The sequence below is a fragment of the Mucilaginibacter sp. R-33 genome (assembly GCF_049949235.1).
Taxonomy (GTDB): domain Bacteria; phylum Bacteroidota; class Bacteroidia; order Sphingobacteriales; family Sphingobacteriaceae; genus Mucilaginibacter.
In genome coordinates, this window is sequence record NZ_CP188089.1 from 2,630,474 (window position 1) to 2,653,267 (window position 22,794).

General features: G+C 41.5%; 16 protein-coding genes. 7 read left to right on the forward strand and 9 right to left on the reverse strand.

Going from position 1 to position 22,794, the window contains the following annotated elements:
* The first annotated feature begins 185 nt into the window (after positions 1-185).
* Genes ACP26M_RS11025 through ACP26M_RS11040 form a run of 4 tightly spaced genes read left to right on the forward strand, consistent with a single transcriptional unit; the run spans position 186 to position 2,422 of the window.
* Positions 186-731 carry a hypothetical protein gene (locus ACP26M_RS11025; RefSeq protein WP_426588799.1) on the forward strand — a complete coding sequence of 182 codons (546 nt, stop codon included), beginning with the start codon at positions 186-188 and terminating at the stop codon, positions 729-731.
* A 41-nt stretch (positions 732-772) separates the two neighbouring features.
* On the forward strand, positions 773-1,270 hold the full coding sequence (locus ACP26M_RS11030) for an RNA polymerase sigma factor (RefSeq protein ID WP_090525007.1): 498 nt from the start codon (positions 773-775) through the stop codon (positions 1,268-1,270).
* Entirely contained in the window at positions 1,257-1,847 is a 591-nt protein-coding gene (locus ACP26M_RS11035; RefSeq protein WP_090525003.1) for a hypothetical protein, read from the forward strand. Before ACP26M_RS11030 ends, ACP26M_RS11035 begins: the two co-directional genes overlap by 14 nt.
* Positions 1,848-1,873: 26 nt before the next feature.
* A complete protein-coding gene (locus tag ACP26M_RS11040) occupies positions 1,874-2,422 on the forward strand; it encodes a GNAT family N-acetyltransferase (RefSeq protein ID WP_426588802.1) in 549 nt (182 codons plus the stop codon).
* 60 nt (positions 2,423-2,482) lie between these two features.
* Here the strand turns inward: ACP26M_RS11040 and ACP26M_RS11045 are convergent, their stop codons facing one another.
* From ACP26M_RS11045 to ACP26M_RS11070, 6 genes are all read right to left on the reverse strand, one after another.
* Positions 2,483-4,840, reverse strand: a complete 2,358-nt coding sequence (locus tag ACP26M_RS11045; protein WP_426588804.1) for a GAF domain-containing protein — start codon at positions 4,838-4,840, stop codon at positions 2,483-2,485.
* A gap of 25 nt (positions 4,841-4,865) precedes the next feature.
* Positions 4,866-8,471, reverse strand: coding sequence for a BamA/TamA family outer membrane protein (locus ACP26M_RS11050; RefSeq protein WP_426588806.1), 3,606 nt, complete (start codon positions 8,469-8,471; stop codon positions 4,866-4,868).
* 51 nt (positions 8,472-8,522) lie between these two features.
* Positions 8,523-9,419 carry an SdiA-regulated domain-containing protein gene (locus tag ACP26M_RS11055; protein ID WP_426588808.1) on the reverse strand — a complete coding sequence of 299 codons (897 nt, stop codon included), beginning with the start codon at positions 9,417-9,419 and terminating at the stop codon, positions 8,523-8,525.
* Positions 9,406-11,451, reverse strand: coding sequence for a polyphosphate kinase 1 (ppk1, locus tag ACP26M_RS11060; RefSeq protein WP_426588810.1), 2,046 nt, complete (start codon positions 11,449-11,451; stop codon positions 9,406-9,408). Before ppk1 ends, ACP26M_RS11055 begins: the two co-directional genes overlap by 14 nt.
* Positions 11,452-11,487: 36 nt before the next feature.
* Complete coding sequence (locus ACP26M_RS11065) at positions 11,488-12,729, reverse strand: Pycsar system effector family protein (protein ID WP_426588812.1); 1,242 nt, start codon at positions 12,727-12,729, stop codon at positions 11,488-11,490.
* 485 nt (positions 12,730-13,214) lie between these two features.
* Positions 13,215-16,238 (reverse strand): protein O-mannosyl-transferase family, encoded by a 3,024-nt coding sequence (locus ACP26M_RS11070; protein WP_426588814.1) that lies wholly within the window; start codon positions 16,236-16,238, stop codon positions 13,215-13,217.
* A 359-nt stretch (positions 16,239-16,597) separates the two neighbouring features.
* On the opposite strand from ACP26M_RS11070, the gene ACP26M_RS11075 reads away from it, so the two are divergent.
* Positions 16,598-18,226, forward strand: coding sequence for a gliding motility protein RemB (locus ACP26M_RS11075; protein ID WP_426588816.1), 1,629 nt, complete (start codon positions 16,598-16,600; stop codon positions 18,224-18,226).
* A gap of 64 nt (positions 18,227-18,290) precedes the next feature.
* Here ACP26M_RS11075 and ACP26M_RS11080 read toward each other — a convergent pair whose 3' ends face one another.
* Entirely contained in the window at positions 18,291-18,434 is a 144-nt protein-coding gene (locus ACP26M_RS11080; protein ID WP_426588818.1) for a hypothetical protein, read from the reverse strand.
* Positions 18,435-18,535: 101 nt separating this feature from the next.
* Between ACP26M_RS11080 and ACP26M_RS11085 the strand changes: the two genes are divergently transcribed.
* Both ACP26M_RS11085 and ACP26M_RS11090 read left to right on the forward strand, forming a co-directional pair.
* Positions 18,536-19,591, forward strand: a complete 1,056-nt coding sequence (locus tag ACP26M_RS11085; RefSeq protein WP_426588820.1) for a winged helix DNA-binding domain-containing protein — start codon at positions 18,536-18,538, stop codon at positions 19,589-19,591.
* A gap of 45 nt (positions 19,592-19,636) precedes the next feature.
* Positions 19,637-20,407: a DNA-formamidopyrimidine glycosylase family protein gene (locus ACP26M_RS11090; protein WP_426588822.1), complete on the forward strand. Its 771-nt coding sequence runs from the start codon at positions 19,637-19,639 to the stop codon at positions 20,405-20,407.
* Between the two features lie 105 nt (positions 20,408-20,512).
* Here the strand turns inward: ACP26M_RS11090 and ACP26M_RS11095 are convergent, their stop codons facing one another.
* A complete protein-coding gene (locus ACP26M_RS11095) occupies positions 20,513-21,094 on the reverse strand; it encodes a hypothetical protein (protein WP_426588824.1) in 582 nt (193 codons plus the stop codon).
* A gap of 127 nt (positions 21,095-21,221) precedes the next feature.
* A complete protein-coding gene (locus ACP26M_RS11100; RefSeq protein WP_426588826.1) occupies positions 21,222-22,763 on the reverse strand; it encodes an MFS transporter in 1,542 nt (513 codons plus the stop codon).
* Positions 22,764-22,794 lie beyond the last annotated feature (31 nt).

Sequence of the window (22,794 nt, forward strand, 5' to 3'; positions counted from 1 at the left end):
TATTTTACGATCACGTTAAAAGAGAAAATTAAATGATTACGCCGTAGAAACGGGTTTAACTTCTACAGCAATTTTCTCGAATTAAAACGAATTACACGAATTTAAATACTCCTTCATTCGTATAATTCCATCTAATTGTGTCCGGCATAAGGCAATTCGTAAAAAATAATTAAACAATTAGTATTTTGCCTGCTTATTACAACATGACTACCACAGCCTACGGATTACAGCATATAAAAAAAGAAATTCAGCACCTGCCTAATGAGCAGCTGGCCGAATTAATGCTGCGCCTGGCACGGTACAAAAAAGAAAACAAGGAGCTGTTGGCCTACCTGCTTTTTGAAGCCCATGATGAAGCCGCTTTTATTGAAAAAGTAAAAGCCGAAGCCGGGTTCATGTTCAGTCAGCTATCATCGCTGAGTTACAACGCGGCCAAGGGCATGCGCAAAATATTAAGGTTATTGAGCAAGTACACCAAGTTTATGGCATCAAAAGGTGCTGAGATCGAATTACTGATCAATTTTTGCGAAAATTACCTTGAATATGCCGACCGGCGCACCTCATACAAGCCTTTAAGGCTGATATTAATTAGGCAGGTTGAAAAGATCCGCGGGTTAATTAATAAACTCCATGAAGACTTACAGTTTGACTACCAGGATAGTTACAATAAATTAATAAACGATGCCGAAAGCAAGTTGGGCTGGTTTAAAAAGAATGATCATTTGTTGTAACATATAAAGTTTAACATCGTCTAAATATAAAATTAACTGAAGTGGCCAACAAAGAAGCAGCATTCAAGCAGATATATGAAGCTAATTCTAAAAAGATATTCCATCTGTGCTATGGTTATACCGGCGATGACGATGCCGCCAACGACCTGTTACAGGAAACCTTTTTAAAGGTTTGGCAAAATTTAGAGAAATTCCGTAACCAGGCCATGATATCAACCTGGATTTACCGCATTGCTGTAAATACCTGTTTAACCTATTTGCGCTCGGAAAAACGCCAGGCCAAAGACGAACTAACCCCACAATTAGCGGAAACAAAACGAGAAGAACTATCGGATAAAAACGAGCAGGTAGCTTTGCTCTATAAATGTATTTCAAAACTGGAAGAATCAGAAAGGATTATTATAACTATGGTACTTGATGAGGTGCCATACCCCGAAATTGCTGAAATTTCGGGCATATCAGAAGGGAACCTGAGGGTGAAAATTTATCGTATAAAACAAAAATTAACGGAGTTATATAACCAGTATGAAAGACTTTGATCATTTGATGTCGGTTTGGCAGGGACAGCCAAAACCAGATCAGCTTTCGGTGGATGAGGTGCTGAAGCAGGTAAAGAAGGGAATAAGGAGTATAACCCAAAAGTTATACTGGAGTATTGTGGCCATGGTTGTAACCGTTGCGTTCGCTTTTGTCGTCACTTTTTTCCTGGCATTTAAATCTGCAGTTACTACTATCGGGATCCTCATCGTACTGGTAACCATGTTGATGTATCTTTCGTTAATGGTACGTCATTATCACATTTTGAGTAAGCGCGATGCAACCCTCAATCCTGCCGAATATCTTGACAGCCTCAAAGCATATCAAAAAAACCGGAGCAAAGTTATAGGCTGGTTTTATTATACCTATATATTGTTGCTAAGCGCCGGTTTAGCCATGTATTTTATCGAGGTACTTGAACATTCATCACTCACCTTTAAAATAGTCACCTATACATCAATCGGGATCTGGTTTTTGTTCACCACGTTTTACCTTAAACCCCGAATGTTTAAAAATGAGGAAGAAAAATTAAATCTCATGATTGACAGGTTAGTAAGGTTGAAAGAGCAATTTGATTGAAAAGGTAGTTTGTTTAGATTTGCTTCATGACTACCGGAACTATAACGATTCAAAAACTGGCATTGACCGATGCCGATGTATTGCTGGCTTTAAGCAAAAAAACCTTTTTCGATTTTTTTGGCCATTTAAATAAACCGGAAGATATTGAGGCTTATGCATCTGTTGCTTTTACGCCGCAAAAAATACAAGCAGAACTCAGCAACCCAAACTCACACTTTTACTTTGCAATATCTAACGGCGAGATAACCGGTTATCTCAAGCTAAATTACGGCCCGGCCCAAACAGAATTTCAGGACCTTAATGCTGTCGAAATAGAACGGATCTATGTTTTGGCCGAGCATCACGGCAAAAAGATAGGCCACCAATTTATTGATTTCACCTTAAAAGAAGCCGCCGATAAAAACCTGCAATACATTTGGCTTGGCGTTTGGGAACACAACCAGAAAGCAATTGCCTTTTATGAAAAACATGGCTTTGAAGTATTCAGCAGTCATGAATTTGTCCTGGGAAGCGACAAGCAAACCGATTTATTAATGAAGAAAGCGATCTTATCAAGCTCAAAGCCGAAAGCCTAAGGCCGAAAGCTTTTTTGCTTTATTGATTTCTTTTCGCTTTAAGCTTTCAGCCTTAGGCTTTTAGCTATTTAATAACGGCAATTGATAATTAACTCCAACCCTTAATGCTTTTAAGCCTGTAACGCCCTGTAACTCTTCCAGTTCAAGGTATTCCAGGTCATCCAGCAAATAGCCTTGTACTTGCAGGTACCTGATGTACTCGTCATATTCAGCAGCTTCTGTTGGGTTAAAATATACCATGGCTATTTTGCCGGGTTGGGTAAGGCGCTCAAAGGTGCCTGCTATCAAAACCTTGTCGATACGCTTTTTGATCACCTCGTAACGGATATTATAGGCCCCCTCAACGTCAAAACGCCTTTCATCGTTTCTGAAACTGATATCTATAGCGTTTGAGTGGATAAATATCATGTGCGTAGTTTGTAAAGGACGTGAAAGCTGATCGCCAAGGTCGTTTGTCATCCGGGCTATTTCGGCCATTGACCGTAACTGCCACAAACGGATATTTTTAAGGTACAGCATATCAAAAACGCGCTGCGGCGCTATAGATTGCCCTATGTAAATATCATATTCCACCCCATCTGTACGGAATTTTTCAAAATAACAGGGGAATGACTCCTGCACTTCTGTCTGGGCCTGTTCAAGGTACTGATTGATGGAGGTGTTGATGAGCTGCATGGAGGTTTCGAGGTTGCGCCTATGCTCAAATGAAGCACCGGTTTCCTCGTTCATGGCATCGAAATACCTGTCAATGATCTCCTTCTCGGCTGGGTAATTATTTCTGAAATGCTCCAGGAAAGGATTAACCTCATTATGGAGGAAAGTATCCAGCATCAACTCATCGTTGGTGGTGATATAGCCGCTGATGCGTTCAAGCCAATCCTCGCATTTAGATACAAGATTGCCTGTAAGGCTTAAATGAATATGTTCATTTAAAGCCCGCAAGGTTTCGATAAGTATAGTAAGCAGGCTTTTCAAATCTTCCTGCAGGGCGCTGTTGCGCTCAACTGTGGAATTGCGGATATCGACAGCCCCGAACAAAGGGTAAACATGGCTGAATGATACTGTTTCAATTTCGGGGCTCTTTTTCTTCTTTCTTTTTTCCTTAAGATAATTCCAGGCCACTTCATTAAACTTCCATTGAACGGATGGCTGTAACGAGGTGAATTTATTTTTGATAACACCCGAAATCCGGGCCTCGAACTGATCGATGCTGTTTTGCAGCAATTGGGCAATCAGCGGGATAGTAGCCTGTAATTTCGAGAGCAGCTTTTCGTAAAAAACAATCTCTTTATATGAAAATACTTCCATGATGCCTACATTTTTCTTATTGTAGTACACCGGGAAAATTCCGTAAGATTTAATGCCGGCTTGTTTCAAAACCTGCAAAAAGGGAAATTTACCTATCTTTTCGTCGGTAATAGAATTGAAAAAGATAGGTCTCGGGTTTTGGTTGTAATCATCAATGATCGCGTCAAAAGTTTCCTCGGCAAGATTAAAATCTTTAGCGGCCTTAAGCAGGATACTTCTGGAGCATTCGTCGTTATCAAAAATAGGCTCATTATTGATAGTTAAAAAAGGCATCAACCCAAACTCAATGCCTGGGCTTTCGGCAAGGGATTTTAGCGAGCTGATGATGTGCGCATATTGCTCCTCCTCATTTGCCGAATGGTTAACCAGCTCGGTACGAATATTTTCAAGTGCATGCGTTAACGTTACATCTGTTAACGTAATTATTGTGAACCCCTTGAATTTAAAAATATTAAGTGGTATTACCTTTTCAATTAACTCAAGGCTGGTATGTGAATGTAAATAGGGTTCAATAGTATCAAAGCTAAGTTCGGGCAGTTCGCCATTCAATTCAATTTCCACGAAACGGGCATCAGTCTGGATATTAAAATACCGTGAAAGACCAGTTTCCGGATCTTCGTACGAAAACAGCAATTCATTCTTAATCGCCGACGAAAAGCCATACATCCGTTCAAGGATCAGGTTATAAATAAACCGCTTTTGCCTGTCGCTAAACATTTCATTCTTGGATACATTCAACGCATATAAATTAGAATGATGACTTGAATGGAAATCATAAAAAGCCTCAGTACTGAAAAATATTTTATCAGGTACCGGTGTGCTTAGCGCCCAGTGAAATTCCTTTTCGTTAGCTATTGGCGGTGTCAGTATGGAGTAAATAAGCTCCAGCATTTCCCGGTATTTTTCGGCATCTGTTGGCCGCATATCCAGATCAATACATATATCATGCTCAAAACGTTCCAAAACATAGCGATAGAACTCGCTTTTGAGCGTTTTTTCAGTAGCAATCCGTTCTTTTAAATGCGTCACGAACGGGTTAAATGTCAGGCATGTTTCAACCTGGCAAATGGTGCATTCGTTTTTACTTATATTGAGTACTTCTGTGTGCATTTTTTTATTACAATTTTACCCTTCTTTAAAATCTGAAACTTGTTGAAAGATAAGGGTACCATCCTTCTTCAGAGTAACCGGCAATTATTTTAATAACTGCCAATCGTGCAGGTGCAACATAAAAACCTGCACCGGTGCCGTTGTGCCATTTATCCGAGCCTTGCCCGTTTTCCCAAACACGGCCTATATCATAAAATCCTATAACACCTATTTGTCCGGGAACTATATAACTGGCAAAATCAGTCAATTTTATCCTCAACTCCAGGTTATTATAAAAACTATGCTGGCCGGCAAACCTATAAAGCCTGTAGCCTAATAAGTTATCCTGCCCGCCTAAAAACAACGACTGATAAAAAGCGGTTTTTCCGATGGTAATGCCGCCGCCCATCCTATCCGCCAAAACAATAGTGCTTTTGGCATTCAGGCTTTTGTACAAAGCAACCTGGGGCATAAGCTGGGCAAAACTTGTGGAGTTATTATTTAAGCCATTAAACTCCTGAAGTTTAATATTTACAAAACTTCCCCAGGCCGGAAGTATCTTGTCATTGCGTTTATCACTGGTAAAGTTAACAACTATACCGGCATGCATTTTTGTTTTATCAAAGGTATAACTGTCGGGCGCATTTGTGAGTAACGGATATGTAATAAATCGGCCGATATTGTCATCAACATCTAATTTATAGTACTGAAACGCAGGCCCTAACGTAACGGAAGTACCCGATTCATTGCGCCACCTGAAGGCGGGGCTGAAAGTAAAATTATCAAAACGGGTACGGTAGTATTTGCGATAATCGCCCACTTTAATAAATGGCGTTTCGTTCCCCCGGCCAAAAAAATTGATATTATCCGGAAAATCAAGCTGGGCATCCATCAAAAAGTCGGCTTTGCCGAAGGCATGGATCCATTCACCACTGTATTTAACCTTGAAAGCCTTTGTACTGAATGAGTGACTGGCAAATACAGTTTGAACATCATTATAAGGCAACTTTTGAAAGCCTTCCTGGTGAGTGTATTTAAAACCGGCACCAAGCAGTACGCCCTCATCCGGATTGTAAGAAATATTGGCCAGAGGCGCTATCACATTCATCAGGTTAACGCGCAGGTATGATGTATTGGCGCTATCCTTACTGATATGCTTGTTAACTTTTGATTCATCGCCGGTTATGCTCAATTTTTTGCCGCGGTCATAAAGCTGAACCGTGTTAAGCGATTTTACAATATTGTAGGTTTTGGTACCGGTACTATCAATAAACCTCAGTTTTATTGGCGATGTGGCATTATCAAGCACAACCCTATCATCACCGCCGCTCACATAAATACGAAGCTCTTTGGTAATATCGGGATGATAATTCTGGTTCATAAGTGTGTCCTTAACCTCTCCATCCTTATTGATCTTATTGATAACCACATTAAGACTGCCGTTAGGCTCATCCTTTACCGTTACCAGCTCATTTTTATTTGAAGTATGGATATCAACTATTTTATTGATGAACTTGTAGTAGTACTCCATTTCGGCCGGGATATTGGCGCGTCGTTCCCTCAGTTGCTTTAGCAATACATCATGCCTTAATTTGTACGATGATTCGGGCAAACGCCTTAAACCGGCTTCCAGTACTTCATCAGTTTCTGCTGCAACAAAATCATTCACAATCTTTGTCCATTGTTCATGACTGTATTGTACCGATGGCCATCGTTGCATGAACATGGTTTTCCATAGAGAATATTTTACGCTGTAGATCTCTCCGCTAAAGCCTTGCAGGTTCGGGGCCACCCACGGCTGCGCTGCTATGGTTGGTAATACTCCCTGGTTAGTGTAAAACACCTGATCGCGGTCGCGCGGAACGGCAGTATAAAATTTACCTTTCCCTTTATTCTCATCACGCCAGCGCCACTGATCGCCGTGCCTGTCCCAATCACCAATCAACAGATCGAGCAAACGGGCGCGTAGAAACTCCTCGCCGTCTACGGTATTATCATTGTCCTCAAGCATTTTACCAATCATCTTCACGGTATTATCTGATTTGCCGCCTGGTTCGCGTTCTTCAAGCAAACAAACTTTATTGGCAAAAATATTAGCATATTGCCCTAAAACCGGATCAGCCGATACCACACCGATTATCGGGTTGGCATGCGGCACACGGGCGGCATCAGCAAGCGGCGGTACTATCAGCGCCGAAAACGGGTGCTGGGCACTCATGGCATCATTAACCCAATCTTTGGCAAAGGTTTCCTGGAATTCATCGGGCAGGATCTTTTCCGGTTGTTTCTCCACACTGCGCAACACCCATTCCTTGCCATCCTTATCAATTAAACGAAGTGAGTGTGTTTGGAACCCACCGCCAATACTTTCGGCCTTTAAACCGCCATGAATTTGTGACAGCCTGATCACAGGCAGCTTAGTTTCAGCAGCCCAATCCTTGCGGTAGTTTTCACCAAACCAGCGGCGGTGAAAATTGCTTAAGCTATCATATTTAGGATGAACCCTAACCATGATACTATCTGCTTTGATAGGCGTATGCAGCGTATCAGGAACATTTTTTACCGATGTGTAAGGTTGTGTATAGGTAAACGCCTGCTTAACACCTTTATCACTGTCGATATAATACGTAAAGCGCATCCGTTTATCAATCAGTAAGTCAGCCGTTACATAGCCCTGAGTGGCATCGGCAAAAAGAGAGTATTTACCTTTAATAGCATAGGTTTGCTTGGCACCTGCGCCGCTCACCACCTGCAACTGTTTGCTTTTGATAAACTGTAAGCCATGCTCATGCCCGGCCACATGGATCAAATTCGGAAAACTGCCAAAAACTGCATCCACTTTTTTAATCATATCCTTATACAAGGGATGTCCCAAATCTTCGGGATTTGAAAATGTAGAGCGTAGAAAAGGATAAAGGGAACCGACGACAGGCAAGGGTATCCAAAGATCTTTATTGGCAACGGTAAGCGGGAAAATATGATCTTTAAGTGAAAAATATCCGCCATGTGTACCATAACTCTGGAATGGATGATGCGATGCCAAGATGATAACCTTATCTTTGTTCCGCTCAAAGATCAGCTTGATCTTATCGGCAATGTCATCTTTGTTTTTACAATCGCACTCGGCGCCGGGGTTACTTTTATTGAATGGATATAACCACCATTCGCTGTCAAAAGCTATTACAGTAAGATCATTGGTAAGATTGATCTCGACCGGATCGGGGCAGCCGTTTTCGGGCACCATTTTAAGCAGCTTATCGCCCTGCTGATCCAAAAACGCCCACTGGCGTTTTATTTTAGCCAAACCGAGCGGACCCATCTTATCCCAGTCATGGTTACCCGGTATAAAGTAAACAGGCGCACCGGTGGCACGCATAGGCTGGTATTGTGATTGCAGGATTTTTTGGGTTCCGGCTTCTTCAGGACTACCCGGCAGCCCCATTCCCCGCGGATAGATATTATCGCCCAGATAAAATACCGAAGTTTTGTTTTTGAGCACATTGGCAGCCGCATGTTTTAAAACGGCACTTTGCTGCAGATCTATTTCGCCTGCATCGCCAATAAAGATCATCCTATACTGAACTGAATCCTGGGCCTGTACATTGAGTATGCCCAATAGTAAAACAAATAATAAGGGTAGTTTTTTAATCATGAGGTCCGGTTGGGATGTATATAGTATTGGATTATCTGTACTTCAATAGCACTATTTCTTATAGCTGAATTTCAAAATATTACCTGCGCTTAACTGGTCGCCCTCGTTGGAGATGTACAGGTTACGCTGGTTGTCAAATGCCATACCTTCGGGCTGGCCAAATATGGTAACACTTAAAGGATAGACGTTTTTCACTTTCCAGTTAACATCGGCAACTACCAGCATTTTATTTACCGACGAAAGGATATACCATTCATTGGTAAATGTATTTTTCGCCATCGCCGAAGGGCGGAACGGCACACGTTTTTTATTGGCAAGGCGCTCAATTTCCTTAACATCTATTACAAAAATACCGGTCTGTTTCAGGGTGCCGTCTGCCTGGAGTTTCAAAATATAGCCGCTACTGCTTTTGGATGTTTTTTCATCAGCACAATGTTTGCAAAGTACGTAAACCAGGCCGGTCTTTTCATCGGCACATATAGCTTCAAACTCCCCCTCGGGTAGTTCGCCTTTAATCTTTTGTACGTTGGCTGCTTCTTTACTCCTAACCTGGCTAAAAGGAAAAGTAAACAACGTGCCATCGCTCTTAAGCATGATTACCTGTTCGCGGCAAATGGCCACATCCTCATAATCACCACTTTTGCCAAACTTGGTATAGTTAGCATTTTTATCGCCCAGTTTCAGGTTAAACAAAAAGCCTTCTTCGTCCTGCTCGGCATAAACCGAATCATTTTTACCATTGTGAAAGGCAAAACCTGAGATTTCGGTGAGATCTTCGGGCATTTTATATTTAACAGGATTATTAAGGTCGTACCCCGTCGGACTGGCAGGGATCGCCTTTTCTTTATTTTTACAAGAGATGATCAAAAAAACTACCGCCACGGCAAGCATGCCGGCTACATAAAGGGTCATTGCTCGTTTAGCACCTTGTTTTTTAAACCCCGTCATATTTTTTTTGCTGTAAAAGTTCATAAATGGCCCGCTGCGATTGTACCTGCGGTTCAGTTTTATCAACCCTTATGTTTTGCAATTGTTCATTTAATTTTACAGCCTGCACATTATCGGCCAGTTGAATATCAAGCATCGCAATTACCTCGTTCCTGATGCGCTCATCATAAACCGGAAAACACACCTCGATACGGCGGTAAATATTACGGTTCATCCAATCGGCCGAGCCCATGAAAACCTGCTGGTCACCGCTGTTATGAAATATAAAAATGCGTCCATGTTCCAGGTATCGGTCAACTATACGCCTTATGGTAATGTTTTCGCTCATTCCCGGCACTCCGGGTATCAGGCAGCAAATGCTACGTACAATCATCCTGATCTTCACCCCTGCCTGCGACGCTTCGTAGAGTTTGCCAATCAGCACCCGCTCTTCCAGGTTATTGAGTTTTATGGTAATCCCTGCCGGGTTCCCTTTACGTGCCTGCTCAATTTCCCTATCAATAAGCTCAATAAATTTTGATTGCAGATTAAATTGAGCCACCAGCAGGTGTTTAAAATCAATATCATAGCCCTCAGCCGATTTTGCTTTTTTTGCAAGGTAGATGAACAGCAGGTCCATTTCGCGCAGCAACTGCGGATTGGCCGTCATCATGATATGATCGGTATAAAAAGCAGCCGTACTTTCGTTAAAATTACCTGTAGCTAAAAGTCCCGCATATTTTATCCTCCCGTCGACAAGGCGCTTAACCAGGCCTACTTTTGCATGCACTTTTATAGCCTTATCGCTGTAAATAATATTGGCTCCGGCTGCTTTTAATTTTTTAGCCCATTTGATATTATTGGCTTCATCAAAACGGGCTTTTAACTCAACAAGCACCCTTACTTTTTTACCGCTTTCGGCAGCGCTGATGAGGGCATTTACAATCCTCGAATCGCTGGCTACACGATAAAGTGTTACCGAAATCTCTTCTACATTTTCGTCGATTGCTGCCTCATTAAAAAAACGGAGGATAGCGTTGTATGACTGGTAAGGCGCATGAAAAATACAATCGCCATTATCTATATAATCAAATATGGATTCGTCTGCGCTGATCTGCCGATTTACCAACGGCTGCCATTTAGTATATTTAAATGATGGAATACCTACCGGCAAACCCATTAAATCTTTAAGGTTATGGTAAAAACCACCTTCTACAACGCTCGATCCCTGTACGCCAAGCTTATCTTCAATTAAATGCAATATACGCAGCGGGATACCCGGCTGGTGCAAAAAGCGCGTTGCCAAGCCATGATCACGTTTTAGCAATTGTTTTTCAATCTGCTCCTGAACATCTCCGTCATAATCATCTTTAAGCTCAAGCTCGGCGTCTCGGGTTATTTTGAAGCTGTAACAGCCTTTTATTTCTTCGGTTTTAAAGATCTTGTCAAGATTGTACCGCACAATATCATCAAGAAAAATGATATATTGTTTACCATCTTCATTAACACTAAAAAACCGCGGTAACTGGTTTGAGGGAATGTTGAGGATCACTGACCTTTCCTTCTTCTTCTCCAAACCAAGGTTCACCAAAAAGTATAAGCGGTTATTTTCGGGGAAGAATTGCTTTTTACCGCCTACCAGGTCAATAGGTTGCAGAAAGGCAAGTACCTGACTGTAAAAGTAATTACTCACCCTATCGATTATAGAAACTGGGATAGGCTCATTGAACAACAGGTTTACATTATTCTCCTTCAGGAGCGGAATAAGCCTGTCTGTAAAAACCTTCCCAAAGCGATTTTGCTGAGCTTCTACCAGTTGCTGGGCTTTATATAGTACATCCTCGCTTTCATCGGTTTTATTAAGCAGATTAAGCTTGTGCAGTGCCATTACCACTGGCATCCGCACACGGTAAAATTCATCAAGATTTGATGAAAATATAGCAAGAAAATTTACCCTTTCCATTACGGGGAGTTCTTCGCTTTCGGCCTCCATCAATATGCGTTCATTGAAAAGTAACCAGCTCAGGTCCCTGTCGAAAAATGAGTATTCCATAGGTTCAGATTTTGTTTTTGGCAGTACCCCGACCGCCTACAATAACGAAGATATAATGAATGCTACTACCGATACAATAAGGCCAAACATGAATATATTGTACGATGCCCTGAGCAGCCTGTATTTTTTGCCAAGTACAACACCCTGCGAATAGTTATCGCGGATCAAGCTACCATACAGAAACTCCCGGTCTTCCATCATTTTCTCCATACCATCGCTGTAATCCTGGTATGACATGCGGTAGAAGTTACCGAAGAACAATAGGTTAACTGTTTTCTTATTGATATCCTCGGGGGTAAACAAACCCGGTGGGATAGACGGACGGGTTGAAAGTATGGAGAAGATCATAGTAGCCAAACTAACCGACAAGAGCATAAACGTTGGGATCAACAAATTAGAATGCTCATCAAGTTTACGCAGCACCAAACTGATAATTGCCGAAAGAATGATAGAGTTAACCGTGATCATGATATGGGCCTTATTATCGGCCATATCGCTCAGGCGCTGATGATTGCTGGAACTGATCCTGAACATGGTTTCGATACCGCGGTCGGGCCTGTCATTCTTATGTTTCTTACCAGCGTGATCATCGTCATGGTCCTTGTCCTTTTCCTTTTCTTGTGTAATAACAGAGGCCACATCTGTATCAGCTGTAAGCAGTTCAGGTGTTTCTTTTACTTCAACATCAGCTTGTTTTTCAATTAGTTTTTGAAGATTTCTTTGTTTCTGATCGTTAAGCAGTAGGCGACAATAATCTGTATAATACTCATGCCCCTGCAAAAACTCGATGTTATAGCCGCGCCATTCGTCCTTATCAATATCATGTTTTTTGATGGCTTCCATCTCTTTGCGCAGCAGCTTATTTTTATCGCGGAAATCATCTGTACCTAAATGAAACAAATCTGCATCGCAAAGAATTTGTTGCAATAAACCGGTGGGGTTTTGCGGCATTTTAGTAGCTAAAATACAGCCGGATACTTTATCAATAACAGGCTGCTCAACTTTATGCTGTTTAAGGAAATGTGTAGCCAGCGCAACACTTTTTGATTCGTGATCCTTTTTATCAGTAAAATATCCGGTATCGTGAAACCAGGATGCAGAGATCACCACAAAAAAATCTTCATCACTTAACTGGTAGTGGTTAGCTATCTGGGTAGCCGCTGCAACAACGTCTTTAGTATGCCTCAGGTTATGATAAATTAAGTCGGGATCATGATGTACGTCAAAATAGGATATAGCGTACTGTTTTACCTGTTCTAACAGCGGTTGAAATTTCATCGTAGTTTTTGTTGTTAAAAGTAAATCAATTTTTTTAAAATGCCTATTTGCAGCTATGCACCCGGGAGAAACGTCAATTTTTCGGGCATTGTTTATGCAAAAGGCAAGAAAATGGTTGCTCTTACATTAACAAACCGTATACCACGCAAACATATCATTGATTTTCAACAGCTTGAATTCAATCAACAACAATTACGTGGCGATATTTCGTGAGATGTCGATTTTTTTGTCGATTAAAGGCTAAAGACCATGACAATTGAGCCACGGCTTACATTGTGAAACAAAGCAGTTGGTACCCTAATTATCATACTACCGATAATTGTATTATATGTATGCTATGATCGGGCCAGATTCGTTTAATTCAATCAAAAAGATTATAGAAAATTCAACCGTAGATACGAGCAAATCCATTAACTGCAGTTATAAACCACCAACAAAGCCACCCCAACCGGGATGGCTTTGCCAATAAATATTATCAAGGATTACTATTGACCTCCGCCTAATACAGCACGGAATTTTGATTCGTAACCCTTTAACTGGTTTTCAAATTTGGTAGCAAGAGCGGTTTGATGGTTGTCTTTGGTAAACTGCACCAGTCCGTTCAACACTTGCATGCCTATTTGTACATCGCGCCCGTTAATGCTATTAACATCCTGGCTTAGCAGGTAGGCATTATAATCCAACTGATCGGTAAGGTAATTGTCGATATTGCCTGCCAATTTGTTACCCAACACCACGTCATGAAGCTGATAAGCCAATTGGGTTAAATACAATTTGCGACCGGCAACATCTACATACGGGTAAATATCAGGCAGCTCAGCATCATATTTCTGAACAACTTTTAATGCTTTATCGTTTTTGCCTTCCTGAACAAGGTTTTGAGCCAGGTCAAGGAATGTAGTTACCATAACGGGGTAAAACATGGAGGTCGACTCATGATCAAGGTATTTAGCAGTTTTAAACTTGCCAAATTTAAACTTGTTCATCACGTTATCATACATTACATCAGTATTGGTTTTGCTCAACTGATCATGTAAAGCTGTATCCGGTTTAAACGGTATCAGGTGATAAGTAAAGCCCTCTTTATAAAGGTAAGGCTGTAAACCTATCAGGTTTTCGTTACCAATGGTGGTGGTAAAGCAGATAGGGCGTTTCCAATGGTTATGCGCCAAAATATCAAACATGGCCAAATTCTCTTTGGTTACATAGTTTGATGTATATTTCCACTCCATGGCGGTTGCAAGCTTATCTTTCTGATCGGCTTTTATTACACCATTTGCAATTACCTCATCAGGGTTAACCGTAACTTTCAGATTTTTGGTCGGCAGGTAGTTGCCATAGTCGCCGCTTTGATATTGTACCTGCGTAGCCTTATCATCAGAAGTAATAAAATCGAACACTTCTTTAATATCCTGGTAACCGGGTAGTTTCTGATCGTTAAAATAAATAACGTCCCTCACCCCTTCTTTATATTTATCAAAAGGCATAGTGATAGGGAGCGGCTCAGAACTGTTCATCTTTTTCTGCATCTGGCGGATATACCAGTCGCCGGTAAACAAACTTAGGTTTACAATCCGCACATCCGGGCGGATACCTTCAACCTCCTGGTCGTACCATAACGAGTAGGTATCGTTATCACCATAAGTAAATAAAATAGCATTCGGCGGGCATGAAATAAGGTAATTGTAAGCCATATCATGCGGCGTCATTTTGGTTGAGCGGTCATGATCTTTCCACTCTTTGGCTGCTAAAAGTACCGGGCAAACCAAAAGGCCTATAACGGTTGAACCGATAGCGGCCATTTTAGCGTCGATATATTTGCGGCCAAATTCAGCAATAGCAATTACGCCGAGCCCTATCCATATGGCAAAGGCATAAAACGAGCCTACGTATGAGTAATCACGCTCGCGCGGCTGCACTGATGCCTGGTTTACATATAACACAATGGCCAAACCAGTGAAGAAAAATAGCAAGCCAACAATCAACGCATCTTTACTGCGGCGGTTAACGTGGAAAAACAAACCTATTAAACCAATTATTAATGGCAGGGCGTATAGCGGAGTATAAGTAGTAGCCGCAGTTACTGATTTTGGTAAATGTTTGCCACCGTCAAATAAACCGGTCGTCCAGTTACCGTCAATACCTTCTGTACTGGTTTGTCCGTCGGCATCGTTATAACGGCCAACAAAGTTCCAGAAAAAGTAACGCCAGTACATTTGGTACATTTGCCAGCTGAACATCCATTTCAGGTTATCGCCCATGGTTGGAGCCTGCCCCTCGGGAATCCTCAGCCATTGCTTGTAAAACTGTACATCGTTAGGATCGGTGCTGTACATACGTGGCAAGGCTGTAGTATGGTCATATACATAATCAGTTTTACGACCTGCATTTTCATATTTGGTTTTGCCTTTGCGATAAATGATACTCCCCTGTTTTTGATCAGTAACCTGCGAATCATACATAGGGCCGGTTAGCAAAGGTACTTCGCCATATTGAATACGATTTAAATAACCGTAAAGCGTAAAAGCGTTATCAGGATGTGAGTTATTTAAATTAGTATTAGCAGTTGCACGAATAGGGATATAAGCGAATGAGCCATATCCAAAGTATATAAATGCAACGCAAAGTAAAGCCAGGTTTAATACAGGTTTCTTTTTGCGGATGCTGTACAGGATCCCCAATACCAGGGCAACAATTATCATCAGGATGAAAAAGAAAGCTCCGGTCCCAAAGCCCATTCCTAAGGAATTGACGAAGAAAAGGTCGAAATAAGCCGCAAACTTAATGGTATATCCCCTGATGCCGTATTGTACCAGGCCAAGAATCACTACCCCTGCCAAAAAAGTCAGGATGCTATTGCCAACGGTAATATTTTTGGCTCGGCGGAAATAGTAAACCATTGCGATGGCCGGTATAGTCAACAGGTTTAACAGGTGGATCCCTATGGATAAACCGATAACATAAGCTATAAAAACAATCCATTTATCGGCGCCTGGCTCATCGGCATGTTCGTCCCACTTAAGGATCGCCCAAAACACAATAGCAGTACATAGTGATGACAGGGCAAATACAATGGTTTCGACAGCCGAAAACCAAAACGTATCGGTATATGTGAAGGCCAGGGCACCAACAAGGCCGGCCCCCATAATTACATATAATTTATAACCGTCAATAGCCTCATCACGTTTTTCGACCATCAGTTTTTTGGCAAAAGCAGTAATTGTCCAAAATAAAAACATGATGGTTGCACCGCTGGCCAGCGCCGACCCCATATTAGTAAAGAAAGGCACTTTAGTATTATCACCAAATGACAATAACGACAAAACCTTGCCTATCATGGCAAAAACGGGGTAACCGGGCTGGTGGGCTACCTGTAAACGGTAAGCACATGAAATAAATTCGCCGCAATCCCAAAAGCTTACAGATGGCTCTAATGTTAAAATATAGGTTATTGAGGCTATAACAAAACAAAGCCAGCCTAACAGGTTATTGATTTTTTTGTACTGCATTTAATAATATCAATTGATTTAATAGCGCGGCAAATATCATGATTTTTATAACTTATTTAAAAAAAACACCTGCACGTGACAAAATTTAACATTAATTAACTTTTTGAAGTACCGGGATTAAAGAAATTTTATTTACCAATCTCCACGAACAGGCATATTTCAATCTATTTATTAATAAGTATAAACCTGCTTTATTGAATAATTAATTCCATGATTATGAATGGTTAACCAGGTATCAATGTCCAAATCAATTTGCATAATTTTAATATATCAGAAACAACCTGCGGGGCATTTATGTATATATCCTTATTTACCAATGAAATTTTTAACTTAGAATAATTAATACTTATTTTGTTATAATGCAAAAACTCTACTCCTTAACCTTTCGGAAAACATTTATAATAGCCATAATTGCCTTATTCACATCGCAGTTAAGCAAGGCACAATCAGTTTATTTACCTCATTCATACCAGTTGTATCAGAAGTTCAATTCGGATATTTATTCTGTAAAAAACTCGGTTCATACTTCATTGCGCCCTTTTTTAATTGACAGCGCTATTTTGCACACCTATGATTCGGTAATGAATGTAGGGGTTAAAGATCGCAAAACCTGGGGCGGGCGTAAATTATTTAATGAACACCTTTTTGACGTAAAAGCAAAAGAATATACCTTTTATGCCGACTATATTACTGATCTGCAGGCCGGCAGGGATTTCACGAACAGTAATTCGACCAACTTAAATGTACGCGGATATCAAATTGGGGGAACAGTGGGCGGTAAATTTTCATTTTACACAAGCGGTTTTGAAAATTCGGCCAAGTTTGTATCGTATTATAACAACTATGTCAATACAAATGGTTTTATACCCGGCCAGGCATATGCCAGGAAGTATACAGGCCAACCACGCAACTCACAAGACTGGTCGTACGTAACTGCAATACTCTCTTATTCAATAACAAAAAAACTGAATATTACTTTAGGCGAGGATAAAATGTTTATTGGTGACGGATACCGGTCGGTGCTCTTATCTGACTTTGCCGCCAATATGCCGCTTCTCAGGCTTACAGCCGACCTTGGCCCCGTACGCTATATGGTAGCGTGGGCTTATATTGAAGACCTCAATAATGTCGCATCAAAATTTGACAATTTTGGAAGTAACCGCCGCAAATGGGCTTTATTCCATTATATTGACTGGAATATAACCAAACGTGCGTCGCTCGGTATGTTTAACGCCCTGATAACTCCCGAAGCAGACAACAAAGGCAACCGGGCAGGCTTTGACGCCAATTTTGTGAACCCCATTTTATTTGCAAGCTCGCTGGGTCCGGGTGGTTATCAAAAAGACAATGTATTTTTAGGTTTTAATGCCAAATACAAGATCTTTGATAAAGCTGCGCTGTATGGACAGATCATGTTCGACAGGTTCAAGGGCAGCGATTTCTTTTCGGGCAACAGTACCGATAACACCAACGGTTGGCAACTGGGTATCCGTGGCGCAGATATTTTTAAAGTTAAAAGGTTAAACTATCTATTTGAATATAACACTGTTAAGCCATACACTTACAGTAACCAGCAACCAATAAGCAGTTATTCATTTTACGGCGATCCTCTGGCCCACCCTTACGGAGCAAACTTCAGGGAGCTTTTGGGCATTTTGAATTATTCGGTTGGCCGGTTTGATTTCCAGGGGCAACTTAATTATGCCAAATATGGACTTGATGCCACAAAGGCTGAAAATAACGGCAAAATAATTATCAAGCCTTTTATACCTTCGGCAAATACTACAACTACCATAGGCCAGGGTATAAGCACACAGCTTTATTATGGTGAAGGAACTGTTGCTTACATACTTAACCCAAAGTACAATTTACGCCTGGAACTCGGCGCATTATACCGCCAGGAAAAAAATGACCAGAAAGATTCAAAAAACACCATGATCACCTTCGGAATAAGAAGCTCGTTCAGAAATTTATATCACGATTTTTAATTACCAAATTACAGCCTCACCGATTTTTTCAAACTTCGTGAGGCTGTAATTTGGAGAATCTTTCCTACCCTTTCTTCTTTCTTAAGCCCACAGACAAACCAACGGCAACACCAATTGCTATACCTATACCAACGCTGTGCAAGGCTAAGCCAATAGCAATACCGACAATTAGCCCGCCTGCAAAATAATTAGGATCTATCCTGTTCATCCGTCCATCAAAATAAGCCTCTCAAATTAAATCATTTTTCCTGCTGACAAACAGTTGTCATTAATATATATTTATTTTGAATAGTATCAAAGCAGACAGACATGACCATACGTGATATAGCTAATCTCCGGGTTTATAACCAACATCTTAACCACAATAAATTCAAAAAGCCCGAAGAGGTGGTTGGCTATATGTGCGCCATGCAGGCGCAGGAATATGCCCATGCCAAATGGGCAATTGGGTTACGTATGTCATCTCCATCGGACAGGGCCGTGGAAAAAGCGATGACCACCGGTGCTATTTTACGAACCCATGTATTAAGACCAACCTGGCATTTTATTCTACCTCAGGACATCCGCTGGATGCTTAGCCTTACGGCGCCAAGGATCAACGCGGGCAATGCTGCGATGTATAAAAAGCAGGAGGTAACCGATGCAATTTTTAACAAAAGCTTTGATGTATTTATAAAAACCATGCAGGGCGGCAAACAATTAACCCGTGCCGAAATTGTTTCGGCCCTGCATGAGGCAGATATAGCTACCGACGATCTCAGGCTTACGATACTGTTAATGAAAGCCGAACTGGAGCAATTAATTTGCAGTGGCGCAAGACAGGGTAAACAATTTACTTACGCACTGCTCGATGAACGTGCACCAATGGCACCGGCCATAGATCGTGACGAGGCGGTAGCTCGTTTGGTTTTGCGGTATTTTACAAGCCATGGCCCGGCTACAATAAATGATTTTGTACATTGGAGCGGCCTTACTGTCGCCGATGCCAAAACCGGGATCGAAATAAATAAAGGCCGGCTAAGTAATATCATCATTGAAGGGATAAGCTATTGGATGGATACTGATGTCGATTTCAATACAGCAAAACAAAAAGGAGCTTACCTTCTGCCTGTTTACGATGAGTTGATTATAGCGTATAAAAATCGCGATGCCATGGTACCGGCCAGGTTTCGGGATAAAATGGGGGCTATTACCTTTTTCCCAACTATAATGGTCAATAACCAGGTGGTTGGCAACTGGAGCCGGAATATGGGCAAAAAGAATATTGATATTGAGCTTAAACTATTTAACAAACTCAATAAGACTCAAAACCAGTCTGTTGAAAGCGCCATACAACGTTTTAAAAAGTTTAATGGTCTCGGATAACAAACATTAATTACAACAACAAGTTACTTATAAAAACAACATATTATGCCCGAACTACCCGATCTGCAGGCTTTTAGCCATAACCTGCAAAAAATACTTGCCGGTAAAACCGTTAAAAAAATAGAAGTACCTAACGCTAAAAAACTAAATGTTAGCGTACATGAACTGAACGAGGTATTAAGCGGACAAAAGCTCGAAAAAGTATATCGCGAAGGGAAGGAACTGCACATTAAATTTAGCAAAGGCGATGTACTGGGTCTGCACCTGATGCTGCACGGTAAACTGTTTTTGTTCGATACCAAGAACGACAACAAGTACAGCATCATCGAGCTGCACTTTGATGATGGCAGCGGATTAGTACTGACCGATTTCCAGGGGATAGCGACGCCAACCCTCAACCCCGAAAAAAAGGACGTACCCGACGCGCTTGATGCCGATGCCGAATATTTGAAAAAGCGCCTGGCAAAAACAAAAACAAATATTAAAACTGTTCTGCTTGATCAAAAGATCATGAGAGGCATCGGCAACGCTTATGCCGATGAAATTTTGTGGCATGCCCGCATTTCACCGTTCTCCGTAAGCAGTAAAATACCGGAAGCCAAACTAAAAAACCTGACTCAGTCAATAAAAAAAGTACTGGAAAATGCCGAAAAAAGCATTTTGAAATCAAACCCCGACATCATTAACGGTGAAGTTCGTGATTTCATGTATATTCACAATTCAAAGAAAAAGCATAGCCCAACAGGCGCCGCAATCATAATTAACGAAGCATCGCGGAAAACATATTATACTGATGAACAGGAATTGTTTGAGTAAGCCTCGCAGGGTTTAAAGAAGACAATTTAGCGTATTTTGCTGCGCTCGTTTGCAATGAACGCATTCTTAAAAGTCTCTCCTTTTAGGGGAGATTTAGAAGAACATCTACTTCAACTTTTTCACCAGTACATTAAAATCAACACCTACAATCGGAATCTTCTTCCAAGGTTGGGTTTCACCATCCTTATGAAAAGTACCACCGTTAAATAAGCCGCAGGCAAATCCAACGTTGGAGTTGGTTTTAGTTGTCAAAAATTCAATAGAAACCACGATATCACCGGCCACTTTAACATTGTATGGCGATAAGTCGACAGTGGTTAATTGATGGTTTTCCACATTGTCGTATTTTTTAATGTAGCCTTTTATTTCATCTTTAACCAAATTAGCTTCATTTGGAAACTTCCCGGCCATTTGGTAAACATTTACTTTAAAAGGGATGCTATCGTTTGACCGGTTTTGAGTATGAAAGTTCAGCGTAAGTAATTGTACCTGCTTTTTACCAGCATTCATTTCAATACCAACCTGCGCACCTTTAACAGCATCGAAGGTATTATTGGATGAGCCGCTTCGGGGTTTGTTGCCTATCGTTTTGGTTTTATCCTGGGCAGATACGCTAACGGCAACAAAGCATAAAAAACATAAGGCAACGAGTTTTGCAAAATTTCTGGAGAATATCGATTTGAACATAACAATAAGCTTTAGATGGATTTGTAAGGTAGACGACGGTGATAAACAAATGGTTGCAACCCCGATCTGATTTTTTTAGGCTCTGCGTAGAGGCATCCTAACTCTATATACGTCTTTTCAAAAACAATCACTCCTTCTTAACAGCACTATTCCTGATAAAAATAACCGACATCAGTGCACCCAGGAAACCAAGGCCGGCGCAGATCCGCATAATATTGCCATAGGCTGAAATAAATCCGTTGTGATAGGCAATCTCGACTGCCTTTTTATTGGTTCCGTCGATGCCGGCGGGCACTTTAGCATTGCCCAAGTTGGCCGATTGTTCCATAACCGTCTTTTTATCTTTTTCATTAAGGGATAACTTTTTCAACTCCCCCTGCATCGCTCCCGAAAAAAACAAAACTGCCAGGGCACCAAAAATGGCATTGGCAAAAACATTCGAAATGCGGGTCATAGCATTATTAATACCCGACGCTGTACCCGAAAAATGATCACTTACCGATCCCATTACCGTTGCCGTAAGCGGCGCTACCGTTAATGACATGCCGAAGCCAAAAACAAGTACGCCGGGGAAAAAGCTTGTCCAATAATCGGAAGGGCCTGTAGTTTGCTTAATGAACGACAACATTAGTAACCCTGCTCCCGCCAAAGCCGGACCGATGATGAGCAATAAACGCGGGCCTTTTTTATCGGCAATAGCTCCTGCATAACGTGCGATTGAGATCATGAGCACAGTAAAAGGCAAAAATGTTAACCCAGATTGCAGCTGGCTATACCCCTGCACCTGCACCATGTTTAGCGATATGAACAGCATACCGCCGCCCAAACCCGCATACAGAAAAAATGTAAGCAGGTTTATCCCGCTAAAGGTTTTATTGCTAAACAGGTTTAGCGGCATCATGGGATGTTTGCTTGTACCTTCTATGTAAATAAAAGCAATGAGCAATAATAAACCCAGGGCTAATGATCCATAAACCTGCCAGCTATTAAAACCTACCGCCGGCATCCTCAGAAAACCAAATGTTAGCAAAGCAAGCCCTGATGCAATAGAAATAGCCCCGGGAAAATCAATGGTTTGATCGGTATTATCATCCTTACTTTCGGCAACCTTGCGCCACAGGATGAGTAAAGCTACTATCCCTATGGGTATATTAATAAAGAATATGTACCGCCATAAACCGGCATCAGCTAAGGCGCCACCCAATACCGGGCCGCCCATTGTAACTACCGTGGTAATGGCCGACCATGTTCCGATAGCCTTGCCCCTTTCTTTAGCATCAATGGATGATGAAATAAGCGAAAGGCTCCCCGGAATCATTAGTGCGCCTCCAATACCTTGTATGATCCGGAAAACGATGAGATAAAAAACGCCCGGTGAAAGCCCGCAAAGGGCCGATCCGGTTATAAAAATAAAGATCCCGATCATGAATACCTTCTTCCGCCCCAGTTTATCGCCAAGCGAGCCGCCTATTAAAATAAGCGAAGCAAGCATCAACAGGTAAGCGTTCAGGATCCAAAAGAGATCAGCTCCCTTGGCATCAAGGCTTTGTTGTAATGCCGGCAGCACCACATTAAGCGCTGTTCCATCAATAAATGCCATGGCCGAAGCCAGTATAGCCGAAACCATGATCCATTTGCCTGCCGGGCTGCCCAATGAAACTGTAGCCATATTTTTATAAGGTTGTAACTGAAAGGTTTAT